This window comes from Niallia sp. Sow4_A1, assembly GCF_052116745.1.
GTDB classification, from domain to species: Bacteria; Bacillota; Bacilli; order Bacillales; family Cytobacillaceae; genus Niallia; species Niallia hominis.
Genome location: NZ_JBQKKM010000028.1, coordinates 26,095 through 43,501, shown reverse-complemented (window position 1 = coordinate 43,501; position 17,407 = coordinate 26,095). Strand labels below are relative to the sequence as shown.

General features: G+C 34.3%; 16 protein-coding genes. 7 read left to right on the top strand and 9 right to left on the bottom strand.

Annotation, left to right across the window (positions count from 1 at the left end):
- Positions 1–88 precede the first annotated feature (88 nt).
- From ACTQ5K_RS15705 to ACTQ5K_RS15695, 3 genes are all read right to left on the bottom strand, one after another.
- Complete coding sequence (locus ACTQ5K_RS15705) at positions 89–514, bottom strand: NusG domain II-containing protein (RefSeq protein WP_251629493.1); 426 nt, start codon at positions 512–514, stop codon at positions 89–91.
- A 78-nt stretch (positions 515–592) separates the two neighbouring features.
- Positions 593–1,264 carry a response regulator transcription factor gene (locus tag ACTQ5K_RS15700; protein WP_031538445.1) on the bottom strand — a complete coding sequence of 224 codons (672 nt, stop codon included), beginning with the start codon at positions 1,262–1,264 and terminating at the stop codon, positions 593–595.
- A gap of 1 nt (position 1,265) precedes the next feature.
- Positions 1,266–2,633 carry an ATP-binding protein gene (locus tag ACTQ5K_RS15695; RefSeq protein WP_031538446.1) on the bottom strand — a complete coding sequence of 456 codons (1,368 nt, stop codon included), beginning with the start codon at positions 2,631–2,633 and terminating at the stop codon, positions 1,266–1,268.
- Positions 2,634–3,577: 944 nt separating this feature from the next.
- Here ACTQ5K_RS15695 and ACTQ5K_RS15690 point away from each other — a divergent pair.
- Positions 3,578–5,056, top strand: a complete 1,479-nt coding sequence (locus ACTQ5K_RS15690) for an aldehyde dehydrogenase family protein (protein WP_031538448.1) — start codon at positions 3,578–3,580, stop codon at positions 5,054–5,056.
- A 134-nt stretch (positions 5,057–5,190) separates the two neighbouring features.
- Here the strand turns inward: ACTQ5K_RS15690 and ACTQ5K_RS15685 are convergent, their stop codons facing one another.
- Complete coding sequence (locus ACTQ5K_RS15685; protein ID WP_396953893.1) at positions 5,191–5,406, bottom strand: YozQ family protein; 216 nt, start codon at positions 5,404–5,406, stop codon at positions 5,191–5,193.
- Between the two features lie 488 nt (positions 5,407–5,894).
- Here ACTQ5K_RS15685 and ACTQ5K_RS15680 point away from each other — a divergent pair, with 488 nt between their 5' ends.
- From ACTQ5K_RS15680 to arfA, 5 genes are all read left to right on the top strand, one after another.
- On the top strand, positions 5,895–7,250 hold the full coding sequence (locus ACTQ5K_RS15680) for an ABC transporter substrate-binding protein (RefSeq protein WP_031538452.1): 1,356 nt from the start codon (positions 5,895–5,897) through the stop codon (positions 7,248–7,250).
- A gap of 67 nt (positions 7,251–7,317) precedes the next feature.
- Positions 7,318–8,217: a carbohydrate ABC transporter permease gene (locus tag ACTQ5K_RS15675; RefSeq protein WP_031538454.1), complete on the top strand. Its 900-nt coding sequence runs from the start codon at positions 7,318–7,320 to the stop codon at positions 8,215–8,217.
- A gap of 1 nt (position 8,218) precedes the next feature.
- The gene (locus tag ACTQ5K_RS15670; RefSeq protein WP_081836666.1) at positions 8,219–9,127 is read left to right on the top strand and encodes a carbohydrate ABC transporter permease; all 909 of its coding nucleotides are present in this window, start codon (positions 8,219–8,221) and stop codon (positions 9,125–9,127) included.
- Positions 9,128–9,166: 39 nt separating this feature from the next.
- Positions 9,167–9,766, top strand: a complete 600-nt coding sequence (locus tag ACTQ5K_RS15665; RefSeq protein ID WP_031538457.1) for a YesL family protein — start codon at positions 9,167–9,169, stop codon at positions 9,764–9,766.
- Positions 9,767–9,826: 60 nt separating this feature from the next.
- Entirely contained in the window at positions 9,827–11,341 is a 1,515-nt protein-coding gene (arfA, locus tag ACTQ5K_RS15660) for an arabinosylfuranosidase ArfA (protein WP_031538458.1), read from the top strand.
- 346 nt (positions 11,342–11,687) lie between these two features.
- Here the strand turns inward: arfA and ACTQ5K_RS15655 are convergent, their stop codons facing one another.
- The 5 genes from ACTQ5K_RS15655 to ACTQ5K_RS15635 all read right to left on the bottom strand — a co-directional run bounded on the left by ACTQ5K_RS15655 (position 11,688) and on the right by ACTQ5K_RS15635 (position 15,997).
- Positions 11,688–12,434, bottom strand: coding sequence for an amino acid ABC transporter ATP-binding protein (locus tag ACTQ5K_RS15655; protein WP_031538460.1), 747 nt, complete (start codon positions 12,432–12,434; stop codon positions 11,688–11,690).
- 15 nt (positions 12,435–12,449) lie between these two features.
- Complete coding sequence (locus ACTQ5K_RS15650; RefSeq protein ID WP_031538462.1) at positions 12,450–13,109, bottom strand: amino acid ABC transporter permease; 660 nt, start codon at positions 13,107–13,109, stop codon at positions 12,450–12,452.
- A gap of 72 nt (positions 13,110–13,181) precedes the next feature.
- The gene (locus ACTQ5K_RS15645) at positions 13,182–13,958 is read right to left on the bottom strand and encodes an amino acid ABC transporter substrate-binding protein (RefSeq protein WP_031538463.1); all 777 of its coding nucleotides are present in this window, start codon (positions 13,956–13,958) and stop codon (positions 13,182–13,184) included.
- A gap of 461 nt (positions 13,959–14,419) precedes the next feature.
- Complete coding sequence (locus ACTQ5K_RS15640; RefSeq protein ID WP_235248346.1) at positions 14,420–15,010, bottom strand: MEDS domain-containing protein; 591 nt, start codon at positions 15,008–15,010, stop codon at positions 14,420–14,422.
- 795 nt (positions 15,011–15,805) lie between these two features.
- The gene (locus ACTQ5K_RS15635; protein WP_031538935.1) at positions 15,806–15,997 is read right to left on the bottom strand and encodes a hypothetical protein; all 192 of its coding nucleotides are present in this window, start codon (positions 15,995–15,997) and stop codon (positions 15,806–15,808) included.
- Positions 15,998–16,241: 244 nt separating this feature from the next.
- Here ACTQ5K_RS15635 and ACTQ5K_RS15630 point away from each other — a divergent pair, with 244 nt between their 5' ends.
- Entirely contained in the window at positions 16,242–17,405 is a 1,164-nt protein-coding gene (locus ACTQ5K_RS15630; protein ID WP_065429053.1) for a GNAT family N-acetyltransferase, read from the top strand.
- Positions 17,406–17,407: the final 2 nt, after the last annotated feature.

Below are 17,407 nucleotides of genomic sequence, written 5' to 3'. Positions count from 1 at the left end.
TATAGTTTTATTAATTGCAGAACTCATGCAGAATTTTTGATAAATTTGTTAAAACGGAGTAGATTAAAAGTTTTTACTTGATAATAGATCAAGAACTAATAATAACCTCGTCATCAATATTGCCACCAATCGTTTCAACACTAATAACAACCCTATGTGGCAAACAAATGATGGAAGGACCGGGCTTCGAAATATATCCAGTATTAACACAAATTTGTTCAGGGCAAGTAGAAGACTTGATACGGATAGACTCATCTTTTATTTCTACCGTTTTAGGAGTACATTTAATCTCAGGTATATTTAAGAACTCTGTACCAGTATGTCCAGTCAATTTGACACGTTTTAATTCGTCCCCATCGACTGAAATAACAGCAACGTATTCAGTATCTTCCATTTGTGCATTTATTTTTGATTGCTGGAAACTAAAAATACTTAAAGGTACTAAAGATAAGATTAACAGGAAGATTGTAATGATAATATCCCAAGGTTTAATCATATGGAATGCAGTTTTCAATTGGATCAGCTCCAAAATTACATTTTCAAAATGCAGTGAAGTAGTTAAAATATTTTTGCTTGAGGTTTTTATTATCTATTAACCTTCCCATTTATATCCAATCCCCCAGACGGTAAGCAAGTGGTCATCAGCTGGGAATCCGGATTTTCTAAGCTTTTCTCGTAAATTTCTAACATGGGAGTCAATTGTTCTATCTTCTGTTGAAACATGATACCCCCAGATAGAAGTAATTAAATGTTCCCGGGTAAATACCTTATTTTGATTGGTTAAAAATAGGTTCATCATGCCAAATTCTTTAGGTGTTAAAGGAATTTGTTTTTCATGAAAAAACAGCTGGTAGGAATCTTGGTTAAGAATGAGTCCTTTAAACGTAATATTATCTGACTTTGTGTTACCTCTTCGTAATACTGCTTCAATTCTGGCAACCAGTTCCTCTTCATCAAAAGGTTTAGATATATAGTCGTCTGCTCCTAAATTTAATCCTCTTACAATGTCTGATTTCTCACTCATGGCAGTAAGCATAATAATTGGTAAATCCCAACGTTTTCGAATTTCCTGACATGCTTGTAAGCCATCCATTTCAGGCATCATTATATCTAATAAAATGAGATCAACCGTATTTGATTCCAAATACTCGATTGCATCCAATGCAGATTCCTTTTTTATACAGTGGTATCCTAGGGGTGATAAGTATAGCGTTAATAAATCAAGCATCATCCGTTCATCATCTACTAGTAAAATAGTTTTCATTTTATTCCTCCATGAAAATTAATTCAAATTCTGTTCCGACATTTTCTTCACTTTTTACATAAATTTCGGCTCTATGAGCGATCATAAGTTCTTTTACAATCGCAAGGCCAAGTCCTGATCCCCCAAGAGAACGAGAACGAGATTTATCAACACGATAAAAGCGATTAAATATATACGGAATATCTTTTTTTGGAATACCCTTCCCATTATCCTTAACAACTATATGAATTTCGTTTTTATGTTTCCATGCAGATAATGAGATGATTGCATCACTTGTAGAGTATTTCATAGAATTATCTAACAGATTAAAAATAATTTGTTCTAGTTTTAACGAATCAGCTTTTAAAAAAAGATTAGGCTGATAATTCACTTTAAAATTCATTTGTTGTTCTTCAAAAATAGGAGAGAATTTTTGTTCTATTTTAGTAAAAAACACATTTAAGTCCATTAACTCTTTTTCAATCTTAAAAGAATTTTGATCAAGCTTTGCTAGTTCAAACAGCTCTTTTATTAAATCAGATAATCGATTGGTTTCTTCCACAATAATCGTCAAATATTTTTCACGTTCTTCTTTAGAAAAGTTTCTCTTTTTTACAATGTCAGCATAGCCTTTTATATATGTTAAAGGTGTTCGAAGTTCATGGGAAATACTAGCAAGAAATTCATTTCGTTCTTGTTTTAAATAGTTCAAATCTGTAGCTAAAAGTTCAATTGATTTTGCCAAATCACCTAATTCATCCTCAGAAGTTTTTGGAAGTGAAACAGAAAAATTCCCCTTGCTAATCTGTGCCGTTGCTTCTTTCATTTTAATTAGCGGTTTTGTAATTCCTTTTGAAAGAAAGATAATAATAATAATCGTAAATATTACAGAAATCCATCCGGCTATAAGAAAGTGTTCATTCAACTTTTGAATTAAGGAACGAACAGATGCTGTGTCTTGAAACATGTAGACGTACCCAGCGACTCTATTATCAATATGAATAGGACTTACTGTAGCAATATAGGGTTCTTGATCCCATTTTTCCTCTACAATCTGACCATCATTTGAAATGGAAGATAGGGGGGTATCTAAATACTTCTTAAAATTGATAAATGATGCCGAAGAATCAAGTATTTTTCCTTCTTCATTGGTTATCACAACATCCGTATTTGATTCAGATTCCATTAAAACGACATGATCAATCATTTCATCATTGAAATTTTTTTCAAGAATCATTTTATGGGAATTCCCTCTTGATTGAAGATTTCGAAGTTCATCTTCTATTCTCGACTCAGCTATTTCGTTATGCAGAAAGAAAAACATGAAGGTGATTAAACCAAATATAATGATAAAAAATAAAATCCCGAGTTTTACTGAAAGTTTTTTCATTCCCATTCACCTATATTCCAATCAAGTAGGTTCATAATACTTTATTATTTTGGAGAATTCGTGCAGAAACTGTGAAGAAATAAAAAATAACTTAATACATCTAAAATAGTATTCCAAAATATTTTTACATATTCAAGAAAGGTCAATAAACGTATTATGCGTATACTATTTAAAATTGAGGGTGTTTAGTTTTTAATTAAAATAGGGAATGACAGGCAGAAGCAATTTCTTTGTATAGATATGTATCAATTTTCCAAATCCTAGTGTTTATGTTACAGGGCTTTTTAACGATGCAATAAGTTTAAGAAGACTCGTTAAGAATCAAAGTTTATTCTAAAAATGATATTTGAGTAGGATGAGAATAAACTATAAAATTTCCTAGGATAAAAAAATAAAGAATAAACATTCCTAAAACATATTTATTTGTTTTATTAATTCCATTTTATGAAATAAATTAAAGAAATGGAAATAGAAAAGCTGACTAAAAAAGGCCATAAAGTCAAATGTCTCTAAGGCTGGAAAGTTTATGCATAATTAAATGGAAAAGTTATGGTTTACGTCACACTATACAATGTTAAGCATAAATTTTCTGTTGGTAATTTTATGCTTTTTTTAGTTGGATTTTGGTGGGAAAAGAGTTTGTGGGTTATTTCTAACTTCGGTTTCTTCACTAAGACCCTTAGTACTGATTAAACTGTATACACTTTTTTCCAGAACTAAAAGTTTGGTAGGTCTAGATCAAAATTACAAAACAAATTGTGTTTTCCTACTATATCAAAGAGGAATAATAATAAAGATATTAGTGAAATAATTTGTAAATGCGTTTCTCTATTCTAAATGGATTAGGAAGAATTGTCTAATTTCATTATACTCACCGTATATACTGTATCAACCTAATTCATACTAATTATGTTAAGGAAGAATCGAAAAGGAGGATTCAGATTTTGCCAAATGAACCAATAACAATACATGCTATTATCAATGGAGAGAAAGTACCAACGGAAAAACAAGCTCCTCGTGAAAATCCTACCCATCCTGATGAGATTGTAGGATATGCTCCACTTAATACGAAAGAGGAAACGGTACAAGCGATAGATGCAGCATATAATGCTTTAAAAAAATGGGCATGGACGAAAGTAGAGGATCGAATTGAAAGAATGGAGCGGGCTATCCAAAAAATAAAGGATGCAACGCCTGAAATAGCTGCCTTATTATCAAGAGAACATGGGAAGGCTTTATATGATTCTAAGGGAGAGATCGCCATCTCTCTCATGTGGATGGAATTTGCTTGCAAAAATGTGAAGAAAGTCGTTAGTCCACAGGAAAAAGAACATGAAAATGGAAGAACCATTATTACATTTGATCCAGTAGGAGTTGTTTCTGCCATCTCCCCATGGAATTATCCTATTTCTTTATCCACCATAAAAATTGCTCCAGCATTATTGACGGGAAATACTATGGTTGTTAAACCAAGTCCCTTTGCTCCATTAGCTGTTAGCAAAGTGGTTGAAATCATTGCAAATGAATTTCCCCCTGGTGTTCTCAATCTTGTGCATGGGGATGCAGAAGTGGGGATTGAGTTAACATCTAATCCGAAAGTTGCAAAAATCGCCTTTACCGGTGGAACAAAAACTGCCAAAAGTATTATGAAAGCTGCATCAGAAACAATCAAAAAGATGACCTTGGAGCTAGGAGGAAATGATGCTGCCATCGTCTTAGAAGATTTTGATGTTAACGATGAAAAAGCGATGAGAAGAATGGTTATTTCCAACTTTTTAACAGCAGGTCAAATTTGTATGATTGCCAAACGCATTTATGTGCATCGCTCCATCTATGATGCCTTTGTAGAAAAATATATCGAAGCAGCAAATAAATGGATAAGAGTTGGAGATCCTTTTGATCCAGATGTGACAGTCGGACCTGTAAATAATAAAAACCAGGTGAAATACGTACGTAGCCTTGTAGAGGATGCTAAAAGTAAAGGCGCAAAAGTGATTCCATTAGGGAAAATACTAAATCCAGAGCTAATGGACAACGGATATTTTCTCCAGCCAACTGTAGTACTAGGAGCAGATTATCATGACCCGATTGTAGTGGAAGAACAATTTGGACCAACTGTACCAATCTTGCCATTTGATGACGAAGAGCAAGTAATCGAATTACACAATGAAAGTATATACGGTTTAACAAGCTCTGTTTGGGGGGAGGAAGAGCATGCTGTGAAAGTAGCACGCAGAATTGAAGCTGGGACAACGATGATTAATACAGCGGCTGTTCAAGGTTTGGATGTTCAGTTCCCATTTGGTGGGGTGAAGCAGTCTGGTGTTGGAAGAGAGTATGGGGAAGAAGGATTAAAATCTTATGTAGAGACACATGTTATCAATCTTCCGAAAACCCTGGAGTTACCATATATTCCTGAGTAAAAGCGGAAAATTTAGTTTTGCTTTTTCCTAATTGATTAACTAAAAAATAGAATTAAATAGGGACTACTTCCTTTACTTAGGAAATAGTCCCTATTTTAGTATCTTAAGAATTCATCAAGGTCTAGCTAGTTCTGTTACTTCTTTGTTTTTTTCCCAATTTGAATATCTTCCCCATCGACATCATCAATTACTGCACCAATTTCCCCTTCTGTATATGTATCTGTTGCTTGTTCATGAGTTGTAGCCAGGCCAGATGAAAGTTGGTCCTTTTTTTCATAATCACTTGGATCAAAAACACGTCCGGCAACTTCTGTATGTTGATCTGCATTTTTCTTTTTCAATGTGAACACTCCTTTTTGTAATAACTTCTACAGATGTATTTTCTACTAAATATGAAAAATTACTCATGTAATGTTGAATTTGTGTAAAAGTGACTCCAAGTAGTTTATACAGCAGCACCTTTTTTCCCATTAAAAAAACAAAAGATGTGTGGTCAAATTCTCCGTAGATATGATGAATAAAACAATTAATCTTGCCTACATAAATTGATTGTATTGCCAAGATATTTTAGCAATACACATATTTTATTTGTGATAGTAGAAAATGCAAGTAAGTTATGTAAAAATATTCAATTAACAAAAATGTTTATTATATACGTACAATTTTTTGAAAAAAATAAAAAAGTACGTATATGAAATTGCACATAAAAATTCGTGAATGGTAATATACCTAATGATGAAAGCGTTTTAATTACAGGGGGTGATCATGTTAATCCATATAAAGTACTTGTAAATACTTGAATTTCTAGTACGTAAAAAATCGAATGGGGGCAAATTTTATGAGGTTACCCAAAAATGTATTTTCCTATTTTGTTATTCTTTTGATGGCAATTTTAGTTGTTGGATGTTCGAATTCCTCTAGTGGAAATGGAGAAAACACAGAAGAGGTAGAGTCTGAGGTCACTACAGTAGGTCCAGAAGATGGGGCGAAAATGGACATGTGGCTGTTTGTTGATTTACATCAAAAGTTTTATAGTGAAATGTTGAATAAATGGAATGAAGCGAATCCGGATAAGCAAATTCAAATTAAGTTTACCGTATATCCGTATGCAGATATGCATACAAAGCTAACTTTAGCAGTTCAATCAGGGGAAGGAATTCCTGATTTAGCAGATGTGGAAATTGGCCAATTTCCTAACTATTTAGACGGAGAAGTACCGTGGTTGGCATTAAACAGTTATGTAGAGCCATATAAAGCAGATTTAGTAACATCCCGATTAGATGCTTATGAAAAAGATGGTAACTATTATGGGGTACCAACACATGTTGGGGCTACGGTGATGTATTATAATACGGAAATCTTAGAAAAATACGGTATTGATTATACTCAAATTAAAACATGGGATGACTTCACAGCAGCGGGTGAAAAATTAAAAGAGGCTTCAAACGGAGAAGTTTATATGACCTCTGTTGATACTGGTGGTGCTGACTGGCTAACATTAACTATGTCTGAACATGGAGAATCTTGGGTAGAAGATCCTGAAAATGCAAATGTGAAATTAGATTCTTTAAATAATATGCTAACAATGCAACAAGGGTGGTTGGAAAGTGGTATTGCAGAAGTAACTCCAGGAGGCCAAATTGATACAGAGCAAGGTTATGCTACTGTTGCAAAAGGTGAAGTAGCTGCTTTTCCTAAAGCGATTTGGTATATGTCTCGATTTACAGATTATATGCCAGAGATGTCTGGTAAATTTGCTATTGCACCAGCTCCTGTGTTTGAAGAAGGACAAAAACGTTCGAATGGTGCAGGGGGTACAGGAACAGTAGTATATAAAGACTCTGAAAATGCAGAGCTAGCAGCTGAATTTATGGCCTGGGCTAAACTGACAGAAGAAGGCGGGGAACAAATTTGGAATATCCTTGGTTTTGATCCTGTTAATACAAAGGTGTGGACAAATCAAGACATTACTCATAATCAAGAGAACGAATATGTTAAATATTTTGTTAATAATCCATTTGATACATTATTAGAAATTCAGGATGAAGTAAATTTAATTAAAACAGTGCCAATTACTACTACTATCAATGAGGTGTTTAACTTAACTACCTTAAATGAAGTTCTAGAGAACGGTGCAGATGTAAAGCAAGCTCTTGAAGATGCGCAGGCAGAGGTAGATTTTGAACAAGAATAAGTTTAGTCTTTAAGATTGCCTCATAAAGGCAATCTTAAAGACCTTGATAGAAAAGGAGAGGAACGAATTGAAGAAGATCCAAGCTTTTTTATTCTCTCAGAAAATTGCTCCTTATGTGTTTATTTTACCGTTTATTGTTAGCTTGTCATTCTTCTGGATATATCCAATGTATTCGACCATAAATATGAGTTTTCATAATATTGGAAACGGATACAGTGAATATATTGGTCTTGCGAATTATGAAAAACTGTTAGGTGATAAGGTCTTTCATATCGCCGTTAGAAATAGTGTCATCTACACGATATTTACGTTAATTATATTAATTCCTATTCCAATGCTCTGTGCATTTTTATTGAATTCGAAAAGTGTTGTTGGTAAAAGAATCTATAAATCGATTATTTATTTGCCAGCATTGGTTTCCGTAGTAGTTGCAGGTATTTTATTTCGATATATGTTTAGTGAAATGGATTCTGGTCTGATGAATCAAATTCTGCAATTTTTTGGCCTTGAATCAAAGCAGTGGCTGAAAAATTGGGGAACAGGAATGTTTGCATTACTTTTATTAGCAACATGGAGATGGACTGGAGTAAACACTTTGTATTTTGAGGCTGGCTTAAGCTCTATTGATGAAGTGCTTTATGAATCGGCTAAAGTTGATGGTGCTAGTGCATGGCAAAGATTTTGGCATATTACTTTGCCCTTACTTAAACCAACAAGAATCTATGTTACAACCATCAGTATATATGCAGGATTAGCAATGTTTCTTGAAAGCTTTATGATATATGGAAGCAATAATTCTCCAAAAAATATTGGTTTAACGATTGTTGGTTATTTGTATAGAAGAGGAATTGAAAAGAATGATTTAGGATATGCCTCTGCTGTTGGCTTAGTATTATTGATTGTTGCGTTATCCATTAGCATGGTCTACTTGCTTTCAAGCGGCATGTTTAAAAAGGAGGACAAATAGGATGAGCAAGAATAATACTAATCCAAATAATAAATCTTTATCAAACTCCTCATTAGATATTACAAAAGGAAATAATGGTGGTAAAAATCATTTAGTGAAAACTTTTATTAATGGCTTTTTTATCATTTTGTGTGCTAGTGTGGCTGTCCCATTTATCTCAGGATTATTTGCATCTTTTCGTCCAGGTCAAATGTTAATAAGAAACGGCTTAAATCTAAACTTAGATTTTGAAAATTGGTCATTAGTCAATTATAGTTATCTTTTTGATGGAAGCACTGGCTACCTAGATTGGTATAAAAATAGTTTGATTATTACCATTGTTTCCGTTATTTTGACGTTAATTATCTGTTATTTTGTTGCATACGGCTTTGCTATGTACCATTTTAAGTTTAAAAATTTATTGTTTTTCCTAGTTATTGCGACAATGATGGTTCCGTTTGAAATATTGATGTTGCCATTATATAAACAAATGATTAGTTTTGGACTAATAGATACCTATGCGGGGGTTATCCTTCCAGGTTTAGTACATGCATCTACCATTTTTTTCTTTAGGCAATATCTTTCAGGCATACCAAAGGAATTGTTGGATGCAGGAAGAATTGATGGCAGTAGTGAGTATGGAATTTGCGTGAGAATAGTTATGCCTATTTCTAAACCTGCATTCTCCGCTATGGCTATTCTAAGTTCAATGGGGGCATGGAATAGTATGCTGTGGCCATTGATTGTTTTACGATCAGCAGAAAAATTCACATTACCTATCGGGTTAAATACGTTATTAACTCCTTATGGAAACAATTATGATGTCCTTGTGGCTGGATCGATCTTCTCCATTCTCCCTTTATTTATTCTGTACTTGATATTTAATAAGTACTTTGTCGAAGGTATGACAGCAGGCGCAGTAAAAGGATAAAGGCACTGAAATAGATGATGATAAGGAGGTCGGGAAACGATGAAAATAAGATATGATTCTCCATTTTGGGAACGGATGGGAAAACTTTATTATATAATTGTTTTAAATTTCTTGTGGTTATTATTTAGTCTTCCAGTAATTACAATCGGTCCATCCACTGTTGCGCTCCATCAATGTATGTTTCATTTGATTAATGGGAAAGAAATGACTATCTTCACGGAATTTTACCAATCATTTAAGCGAAATTTTATAAGAAATATGATGGCTGGTATTATTGTTGTCGGTTTTGAAATGTTGTTGCTATCTTCCCGAAATTTTTATTTTGAAATTGCTGCAAATACATCATGGAGTATTTACTATTTTTATATTTTTCTAGTTTTTCTGTTTGCTTTGTTCTTTGTAATAATATTTCCAGTTTTAGTAAGTTATGATGGGGCGGTTTTAGAATTATTAAGACTCTCTCTCTTTTTAGCTATAAAAAATTTACCAATGAGCATCATGATGGTAGTAATAGACTATTTGATCATTTACTTTTGTCAAATGTTAATTCCATTAGCTCTAATAGGAGTCGCCCTTATAGTGTTCATTAACAGCCGTATTTATCTATGGAGAGTCACTAATAGCTTGGTAATCGAATGAGTAAATTTTTGATGAAAAAGTACAGTAGTTTGAATCCAATCGAAAAGGAATGAGAGAAGAATGCCTGAAAATTTCAAAACTGCAAAATTGATCATCGATAAATCTTTTAAAATAGCAGAAATTGATTCCCGTATTTATGGTTCCTTTATAGAGCATTTAGGTCGTGCGGTTTATGGAGGTATTTATGATCCAGGGCATCCTTTGGCGGATAAAAATGGATTCCGTCAAGATGTAATGGAGTTAGTGAAACAATTACAAGTTCCGATCGTTCGTTATCCTGGAGGAAATATGGTGTCTGCTTACAATTGGGAAGATGGGGTAGGGCCAAAAGAGAAACGACCAAAGAAATTGGAACTAGCATGGAATTCCATCGAAACAAATGAAGTAGGAACAAATGAATTTTTTGAATGGGCAAAACAAGTGAATTCTGAAGTAATGATGGCTGTAAACCTTGGAACACGTGGAATTGATGCAGCCCGTAACCTTTTGGAATATTGCAATCTCCCAGGAGGTACCTATTGGAGTGATTTAAGAAAACAACATGGCTATGAAGACCCGCATAATATTAAAGTTTGGTGCTTAGGGAATGAAATGGATGGACCATGGCAAATTGGACATAAAACAGCTTATGAATATGGAAGACTAGCTGCAGAAACAGCAAAGGCAATGAAAATTGTGGATCCACGAATCGAGCTTGTCAGTTGCGGAAGTTCCAATACAGCGATGCCAACATTTCCTGAGTGGGAAGCAACCTCATTGGATCAGACATATGATTACGTTGATTATGTATCACTTCATACCTATTATGGTAACCGAGATAATGATACAGCCAATTTCCTCGCAAAATCATTAGATATGGATGATTTTATAAAAACGGTTATCGCAACCTGTGATTATATTAAGGCGAAGAAGAGAAGCAAGAAAAAACTTCATTTAAGCTTTGATGAATGGAATGTTTGGTTCCACTCTAATGCTCAAGATAAACAAATAGAGCCTTGGAGTGTAGCGCCACCACTGTTAGAGGACGTTTATAATTTTGAAGATGCATTGCTTGTAGGAAGTTTATTGAACTCTTTAATTAATCATTCAGATCGAGTGAAAATTGCTTGCCTTGCTCAACTAGTAAATGTTATTGCTCCAATAATGACGGAAACAGGTGGGGGATCTTGGAAACAGACTATTTTCTATCCATACTATTATACATCTGTATATGGTCGAGGGACGGCCATTCAGGCGATAGTGGATTCACCAAAATATGATTCAAAGGATTTTACAGATGTACCATACTTAGATCAATCCATTGTCTATAATGAGGAGAAAGAGGAACTTGTTATTTTTGCTGTTAATAGAAGCTTAGACAATCAATTAAATGTCGATGTGGATATTCGGTCATTTGAGGGATATTCCATTGAGGAGCATATTGTCCTTGCAAACGATGACCCAAAGGCAATTAACACCCTTCAACATGAGGCAGTAAAACCTATTGCCTCTAAGAAATCTTATATGGAAAATGGCAAATTAGTACTTGTACTGCCAAAAATGTCTTGGAATGTCATTCGTTTGAGAAGAAAGTAGTCCTTCATTCTTATTTAAGAGGCTGGGACATAAGTATTTCAACCAACAACAAACACGAACTAAAATGTAATTAAATTACTTAAAAGTTCGTGGTTGTTATTTTAGAAAAGGTTTAAAAAACGAAGTGTAATGGAGCGGAGGACGCTCGACTCCTGCGGGAAATAGAGGGAAGGCTTAGCTTCCTCCCCGGCGCATCGTGCATCTGTAGCGCAATGGAACGACTTAGTTTTTACACTTAACTCTATTTAGAAACATAGATAAAGTAGCTTTATTTAAGAGCTAAATTAAAGATTGTTCGTCTTTAAAGATTAGTTATTTAGTTTTGTCCCAACCTCCGACTTTACACTTACTTCAAATTCCGACTCAAAAAAGCCTGTGTACGCACGGATTGGGGGTTTGTAAAGATCTTATTTGGTGGTCCTGACTCTTCGATTACTCCATTGTCCATAAAGATAACGTTGTTGGCTACTTCCTTGGCGAAGCCCATTTCATGGGTAACGACTATCATTGTCATTTTTTCTTCTGCTAAGTCTTTCATTACTTCTAAAACTTCACCAGTCAGTTCGGGGTCTAAAGCGGATGTTGGTTCATCAAACAACAATATTTCTGGTTCCATCATTAAAGCACGGGCGATGGCAACACGCTGCTTTTGGCCGCCAGATAGTTTGGCAGGGTATGCATTGGAAAAACTGGTAAGGCCGATTTTCTCCAGTATTTTCATGCTTCTTTCATGAATGACAGCGGCTGTTTCTTTCTTAACTAATTTCGGTGCAAGTTCAATATTTTCTTTTACTGTAAGGTGGGGAAATAGATTGAAATGCTGAAAAACCATTCCCATCTTTGATGTAATCTGTTTTATTTTTTGGGGTGGGGAATAGAGTCCGTCTTTTACTAAATCTTCCCCACAAATTCGAATATTTCCTCCATCTATTTTTTCTAAATCGACAAGACAACGGAGCATCGTACTTTTTCCAGAACCAGATGGACCAATAACCGCAACGACATCATTGTTATTGACTTCAAAGGTAATTTGCTTTAATACATCGACCTTGTCGTATGATTTTTTAATATTCTCTATTTCGATGATTGCCATAAAAATCCGTCCTTCTTATTCAAATTTAAATCTACGCTCCAGCCATTTAAATAATGCTGTTAATAGTAGAGTCATGATTAAATAAATAATCCCTGCGATGAAAAATGGAATAATCGTAAAATCACGGTTTACAGCAGTTTGCGCAAAGTGAAGTAATTCTGGGACAGCAACAGCATAGAGCAAGGCTGTATCTTTCACCAATGTAACCGACTCATTTGCAACAGCAGGAAGGGCAATGCGAAACATTTGTGGCAGCACAACACGTGTTGTTGTTTGCCATTTATTTAAACCGAGAACTTGAGAAGCTTCAAACTGACCTTTATCGATAGCAAGTAGACCTCCACGGAAAATTTCCGCAAAATAGGCTGCATAATTCAAAATAAAGCCTAGAGAGGCAGCTACAAAACGATCTAACACCAAGTATTCTCCGATTCCTGGAATCATGGGTAATCCAAAGCAAATAAATAATAATTGCAGTAATAAAGGGGTTCCACGCATGATGTAAACATAACAACTTGCCAGCCAAGCAATTGGTTTGATACTAGATTTTATAGCAAGAGTTAAAAGAAAACCTAGTGGAATGGATACTACAATAGCAATAATAAATAAAAGAACGGTTGCTTGTGCTCCTTCTAACATTGGTTTTAGTATCGACATAATATAATCAAACGACATTTCTCTTCCTCCAACAAAACAAAACAGGGTTTCGTAAAGAAATCCTGTTTTGTTTACGATTCATTTGCGAGTTTACTTTAATACTTTATTTTCTCCAAACCATTTTTCCGAAACTTTAGCGGCTGTTCCATCTTCATTCATTTCATCAAGTGCTTTTTGAAGTTTTTCTAATAAAGCTTCATTGCCTTTTTTAACACCAATTCCATATTCTTCTGGAGCAAGGGACTCTTCAAGCACTTTAAAGGTATCTTGCTCTTTTGTCATATAATAATCAATAACAATTTCATCAATAACGACTGCATCCAAACGACCAGATTTTAAATCACTTAATGCTAAAACGTTATCGGAAAACTCGGTAACTTCTTTAATTTTTGATTTAATCGGATTGCTATCTAATGCATCAGATGCAGAAGAAAGAGATTGTAGCCCAACAACTTTTCCTTCTAAATCATCTAATTTTGTTATGTTTGAATCAGTTAATGTTACGACTACTTGTGCATTTTTTAAATAAGGCTTTGTGAAAAGTACTTTTTCTTTCCGTTCATCCGTTATAGTATATCCATTCCAAATTAGGTCAATTCGACCGCTACTTAATTCGGATTCCTTTGTTTTCCAATCGATTGGTTGGAATTCTACTGACATATCCATTTTTTCAGCAGCTGCTTTCGCATAATCTATATCGAAACCAACGATTTCATTATCTTCATCTCTAAATCCCATTGGAGCGAATTTGTCATCAATTCCAATTACTAAAGTATCTTCCTTTTTATCAGATGAATTATTTGAACAAGCTGTAAAAATGAAGAATACAGACGCTAAAATAAGTAAATTAATTGCTAAACGTTTCATGTTGTATAAAGCCACCTTTATGAATTGAAGTTTGTATTTTTTAAGATAAATCTATTAAAAAACAGGCTCTCACCAAAAATCCTTTAGTTCGATAATATATTATAGTGATAAACCAATGAATAGAATTTACCATATTAAAAAAGTAATTGTCAATAAAATATTTTAGTATATTAGTAGAGTAAAGGATTTGTTGGAGGAATTATCCAAAAAAATACTCTTTCTTATTAGTGGATGACTTAGGAATTATAAAGAAAAAGAAGTACTAAAAACTTGAGTGGATTGGTGCGGGAGATTACATAGGCGAAACCTATAAAAAATACGCTTAACATATAACTAGATGGAAATAGTTTCATTACGGTTAATAACCAAGAATAGGTAGAGGTGATAGTTGCTGCAACAGGGAATTAGCGATCAATGATGAATAGCTATTCGCTATCTCCCCCGCAAAGCTAAGATAGGATTTACTCCCTATCATTATTTGTATTAAAAGGTGCATTTATTATGTACTTTTTAGATGATATAAGTGTATCTTTTTTCAATATGTAAGGATGGGTTTCCAATAAAAGTGTTGATAAAAAATTTGGCATTTTTAGTTGTCCATACGCACAGACTAGTGGAAAGGAAATCTGATTGACTGCTTGATCAATAATTTTTTCTAATTCGCCTATTAAGTGGAAAGGCTCCTCCATCGTTGCCCATTCAACATGTGCCCATGATCGAAAAGATATATTATTATCTACATATGGCTGAACGGTTTTATTGAAATATTCTGTGATTGCTGGAGGATGATACCCGCCGCTTGAAAAATAAAAATCTAAACTATTAACATAATGTAGCTGTTTCATTTGTTCAGAAGTAAGGATAAATGTTAATTTCTCATAAATCCTTTTGAAATTCCGTTCATTCTCAACTAGAATAATATAATCACCTGCATCAATCCCAGTATGGATAAACTGAATTACTTCCTCCATATAGTTTTTCCTATCGATATAAAAAAATAATACATGTAATTTTTCTTTCCCTTCTAAAAATTGCCTCTTTATATATTCCAATTAAGCACCTCTCCCTTTTTTCTAATTCCATTATAGTAGATTTTCTAATAAAAGTAAGTCTCAGATATTGGGGGAAATAAGCAGAAGCCGAAAGATAAGAAGAATTTTTCGATTATCCTCTAATTGGATAACTGAGAGTTGAAAGTTTAGGAAAAGGCTGGGACAAAACTAAATAACTAATTTTTAAAGACGAACAATCTCTAAGTTAACTCTTAAATAAAGCTAATTTCTCATGATGATTAGCTATGTTTTAAATATAGTCAAGTGTAAAAATAAGTCGTTCCATTGCGCTACAGACACTGCACTTGAGGCCACTGAAAAAGTGATTACCTGGTGAATCGGTAGTTACCAAACCATTCTAACTTAGTGTAGGCTTTTGTTTTCCGAGGCTTACCGCACGACTCACCGGGGCGAGCGCCGAGCCGCTTCACAGCTCACGCTCCTGCAGGGTCTCGGACTTTCTCGCATCTCCCGTAGGAGTCGAGCGGACACCTCTCCAAACCAACTTATTATTTGCTTTCAAATAAATAAAACCTCATTTAATTTGGAGAACTAGACTTTTTCAGTGCCCTCCTCGCATGCGCTGCGGGGTCTCAGCCTTTCCTCTATTTCCCGCAGGAGTCGAGTGCCTTCAGCTCAATCCCCTTCGTTTTTAAACTTTTTTCCCAACTGCTAAACACGAATTTTCATGTGTATTAACCATATGAAAGTTTGTCTATATTATTAGCTGAAATGCTTATGTCCCAGCCTCGATTTGTATAACGGGTAATAATGAAAAAAGGGTCCGACAAAGGGCTAGCGAATATTTTTCCACTTTAGAGAACCGGATCCATTATGAGGGTGGGTATAAGGGAAGTCTTTATTAAGTTTCTCATTTAACTCTGCTATGGATAAATGCTCCAACATTTCAGAGGATAAGCCGCTATTACAAACAATCTTTTGAATGAGAATATTTTTAATGGATTTCGTTTTATCGTAATAAACCATTGTAATTCCCCCTAATTTAATCTATTTCATTTTTCGAAGATATCAAAGAAGTATTGATAATGTCATTATAACTTAACAAGTTGACTATTCCAAGTGGTTAAGGTGGATTTATTTCATAGTTAATGATTATGTTTTGATTTGTTCCATAATTGCTTATTGTGGCAAAATGCCCAATTCGTTATAATGGGCAAAAGGATAAGTGACTGAAGATTAAGATTTATTTATTTATAAAAGGGGTGGGGGCATGTGTAAGTACGAACTCATATTATTTGATTTAGATGGAACAATTTCAGATCCTAAAGAAGGAATCACGAAATCTGTTCAATATGCATTGCAAAAGCTTGGGAAAGAAGAACCTGATTTAGATAAATTAGAAAGGTTTATTGGTCCGCCACTACAAGAATCTTTTCCAAAATACTATGGTTACAACGAGGAAATAACGAATCAGGCCATAGCACTATATAGAAAGCGATTTTCGCAAAGCGGAATGTTTGAAAATGAATTATATCCAAGTATATCGATGTTACTCGACTTATTACAAAAAGAAGGTTGCATTTTAATTGTTGCCACTTCCAAACCAACTATTTTTGCGGAGACGATTTTGAAATATTTTCAAATCGAGCAATATTTTACGCAAATCATTGGCAGTAATCTCGATGGGACTAGAACTTCAAAAACAGAAATTATTCAATACATAGTAGATTTATATCCGTCTTATCAGCTGAGTGACTTTGTGATGATAGGGGATAGGGAGCATGATATCATTGGAGCAAAAAATGTAGGTATTGATTCGATAGGAGTTACATATGGCTATGGCTCATATGAAGAGCTACACAAGGCAAATGCAACCTATATTGTGGAGAGTATCGATCAATTAACTGATATTTTAATAGGGAGAAAGAATGAGAGAAAACAGCAAATTAATCTTGTGACAGAGGATGAGGCTCCTCTTGTCCATAGGCTAATGCTAGAGGCGTTTGAAGATTATCGATATATGGAGGTGCCCTCAAGTGCACTGAATGAACCAATAGACAAATTAATAGATGCACTCAAAAATGGAACAGAGCAAGCAATTCTTTATCGATTAAATGCTATCCCTCTTGGTTCCTCCCGTTTACAGCTAAAAGAAGATTCTCTTTATTTTTCGAGACTTTCCGTTACTCCTTCAGCAAGAGGGAAAGGGATTGCGCAAGAAATGTTAGCATGGATGGAAGAATATGCATTATTAAACGGAAAGCAGAAAATGGTGTGTAAAGTTAGAGCAAATGTACGAAAGAATATAAGTTTATACGAAAAATTGGGATTTATCATAACAAAAGAAGAAGAGGCAAACAATCCAAATGGAAAACTAGTTAAAACAGTTAATATGGAAAAGCAGATAAAAAGGAAAACTCCATCTACCATTTAAAT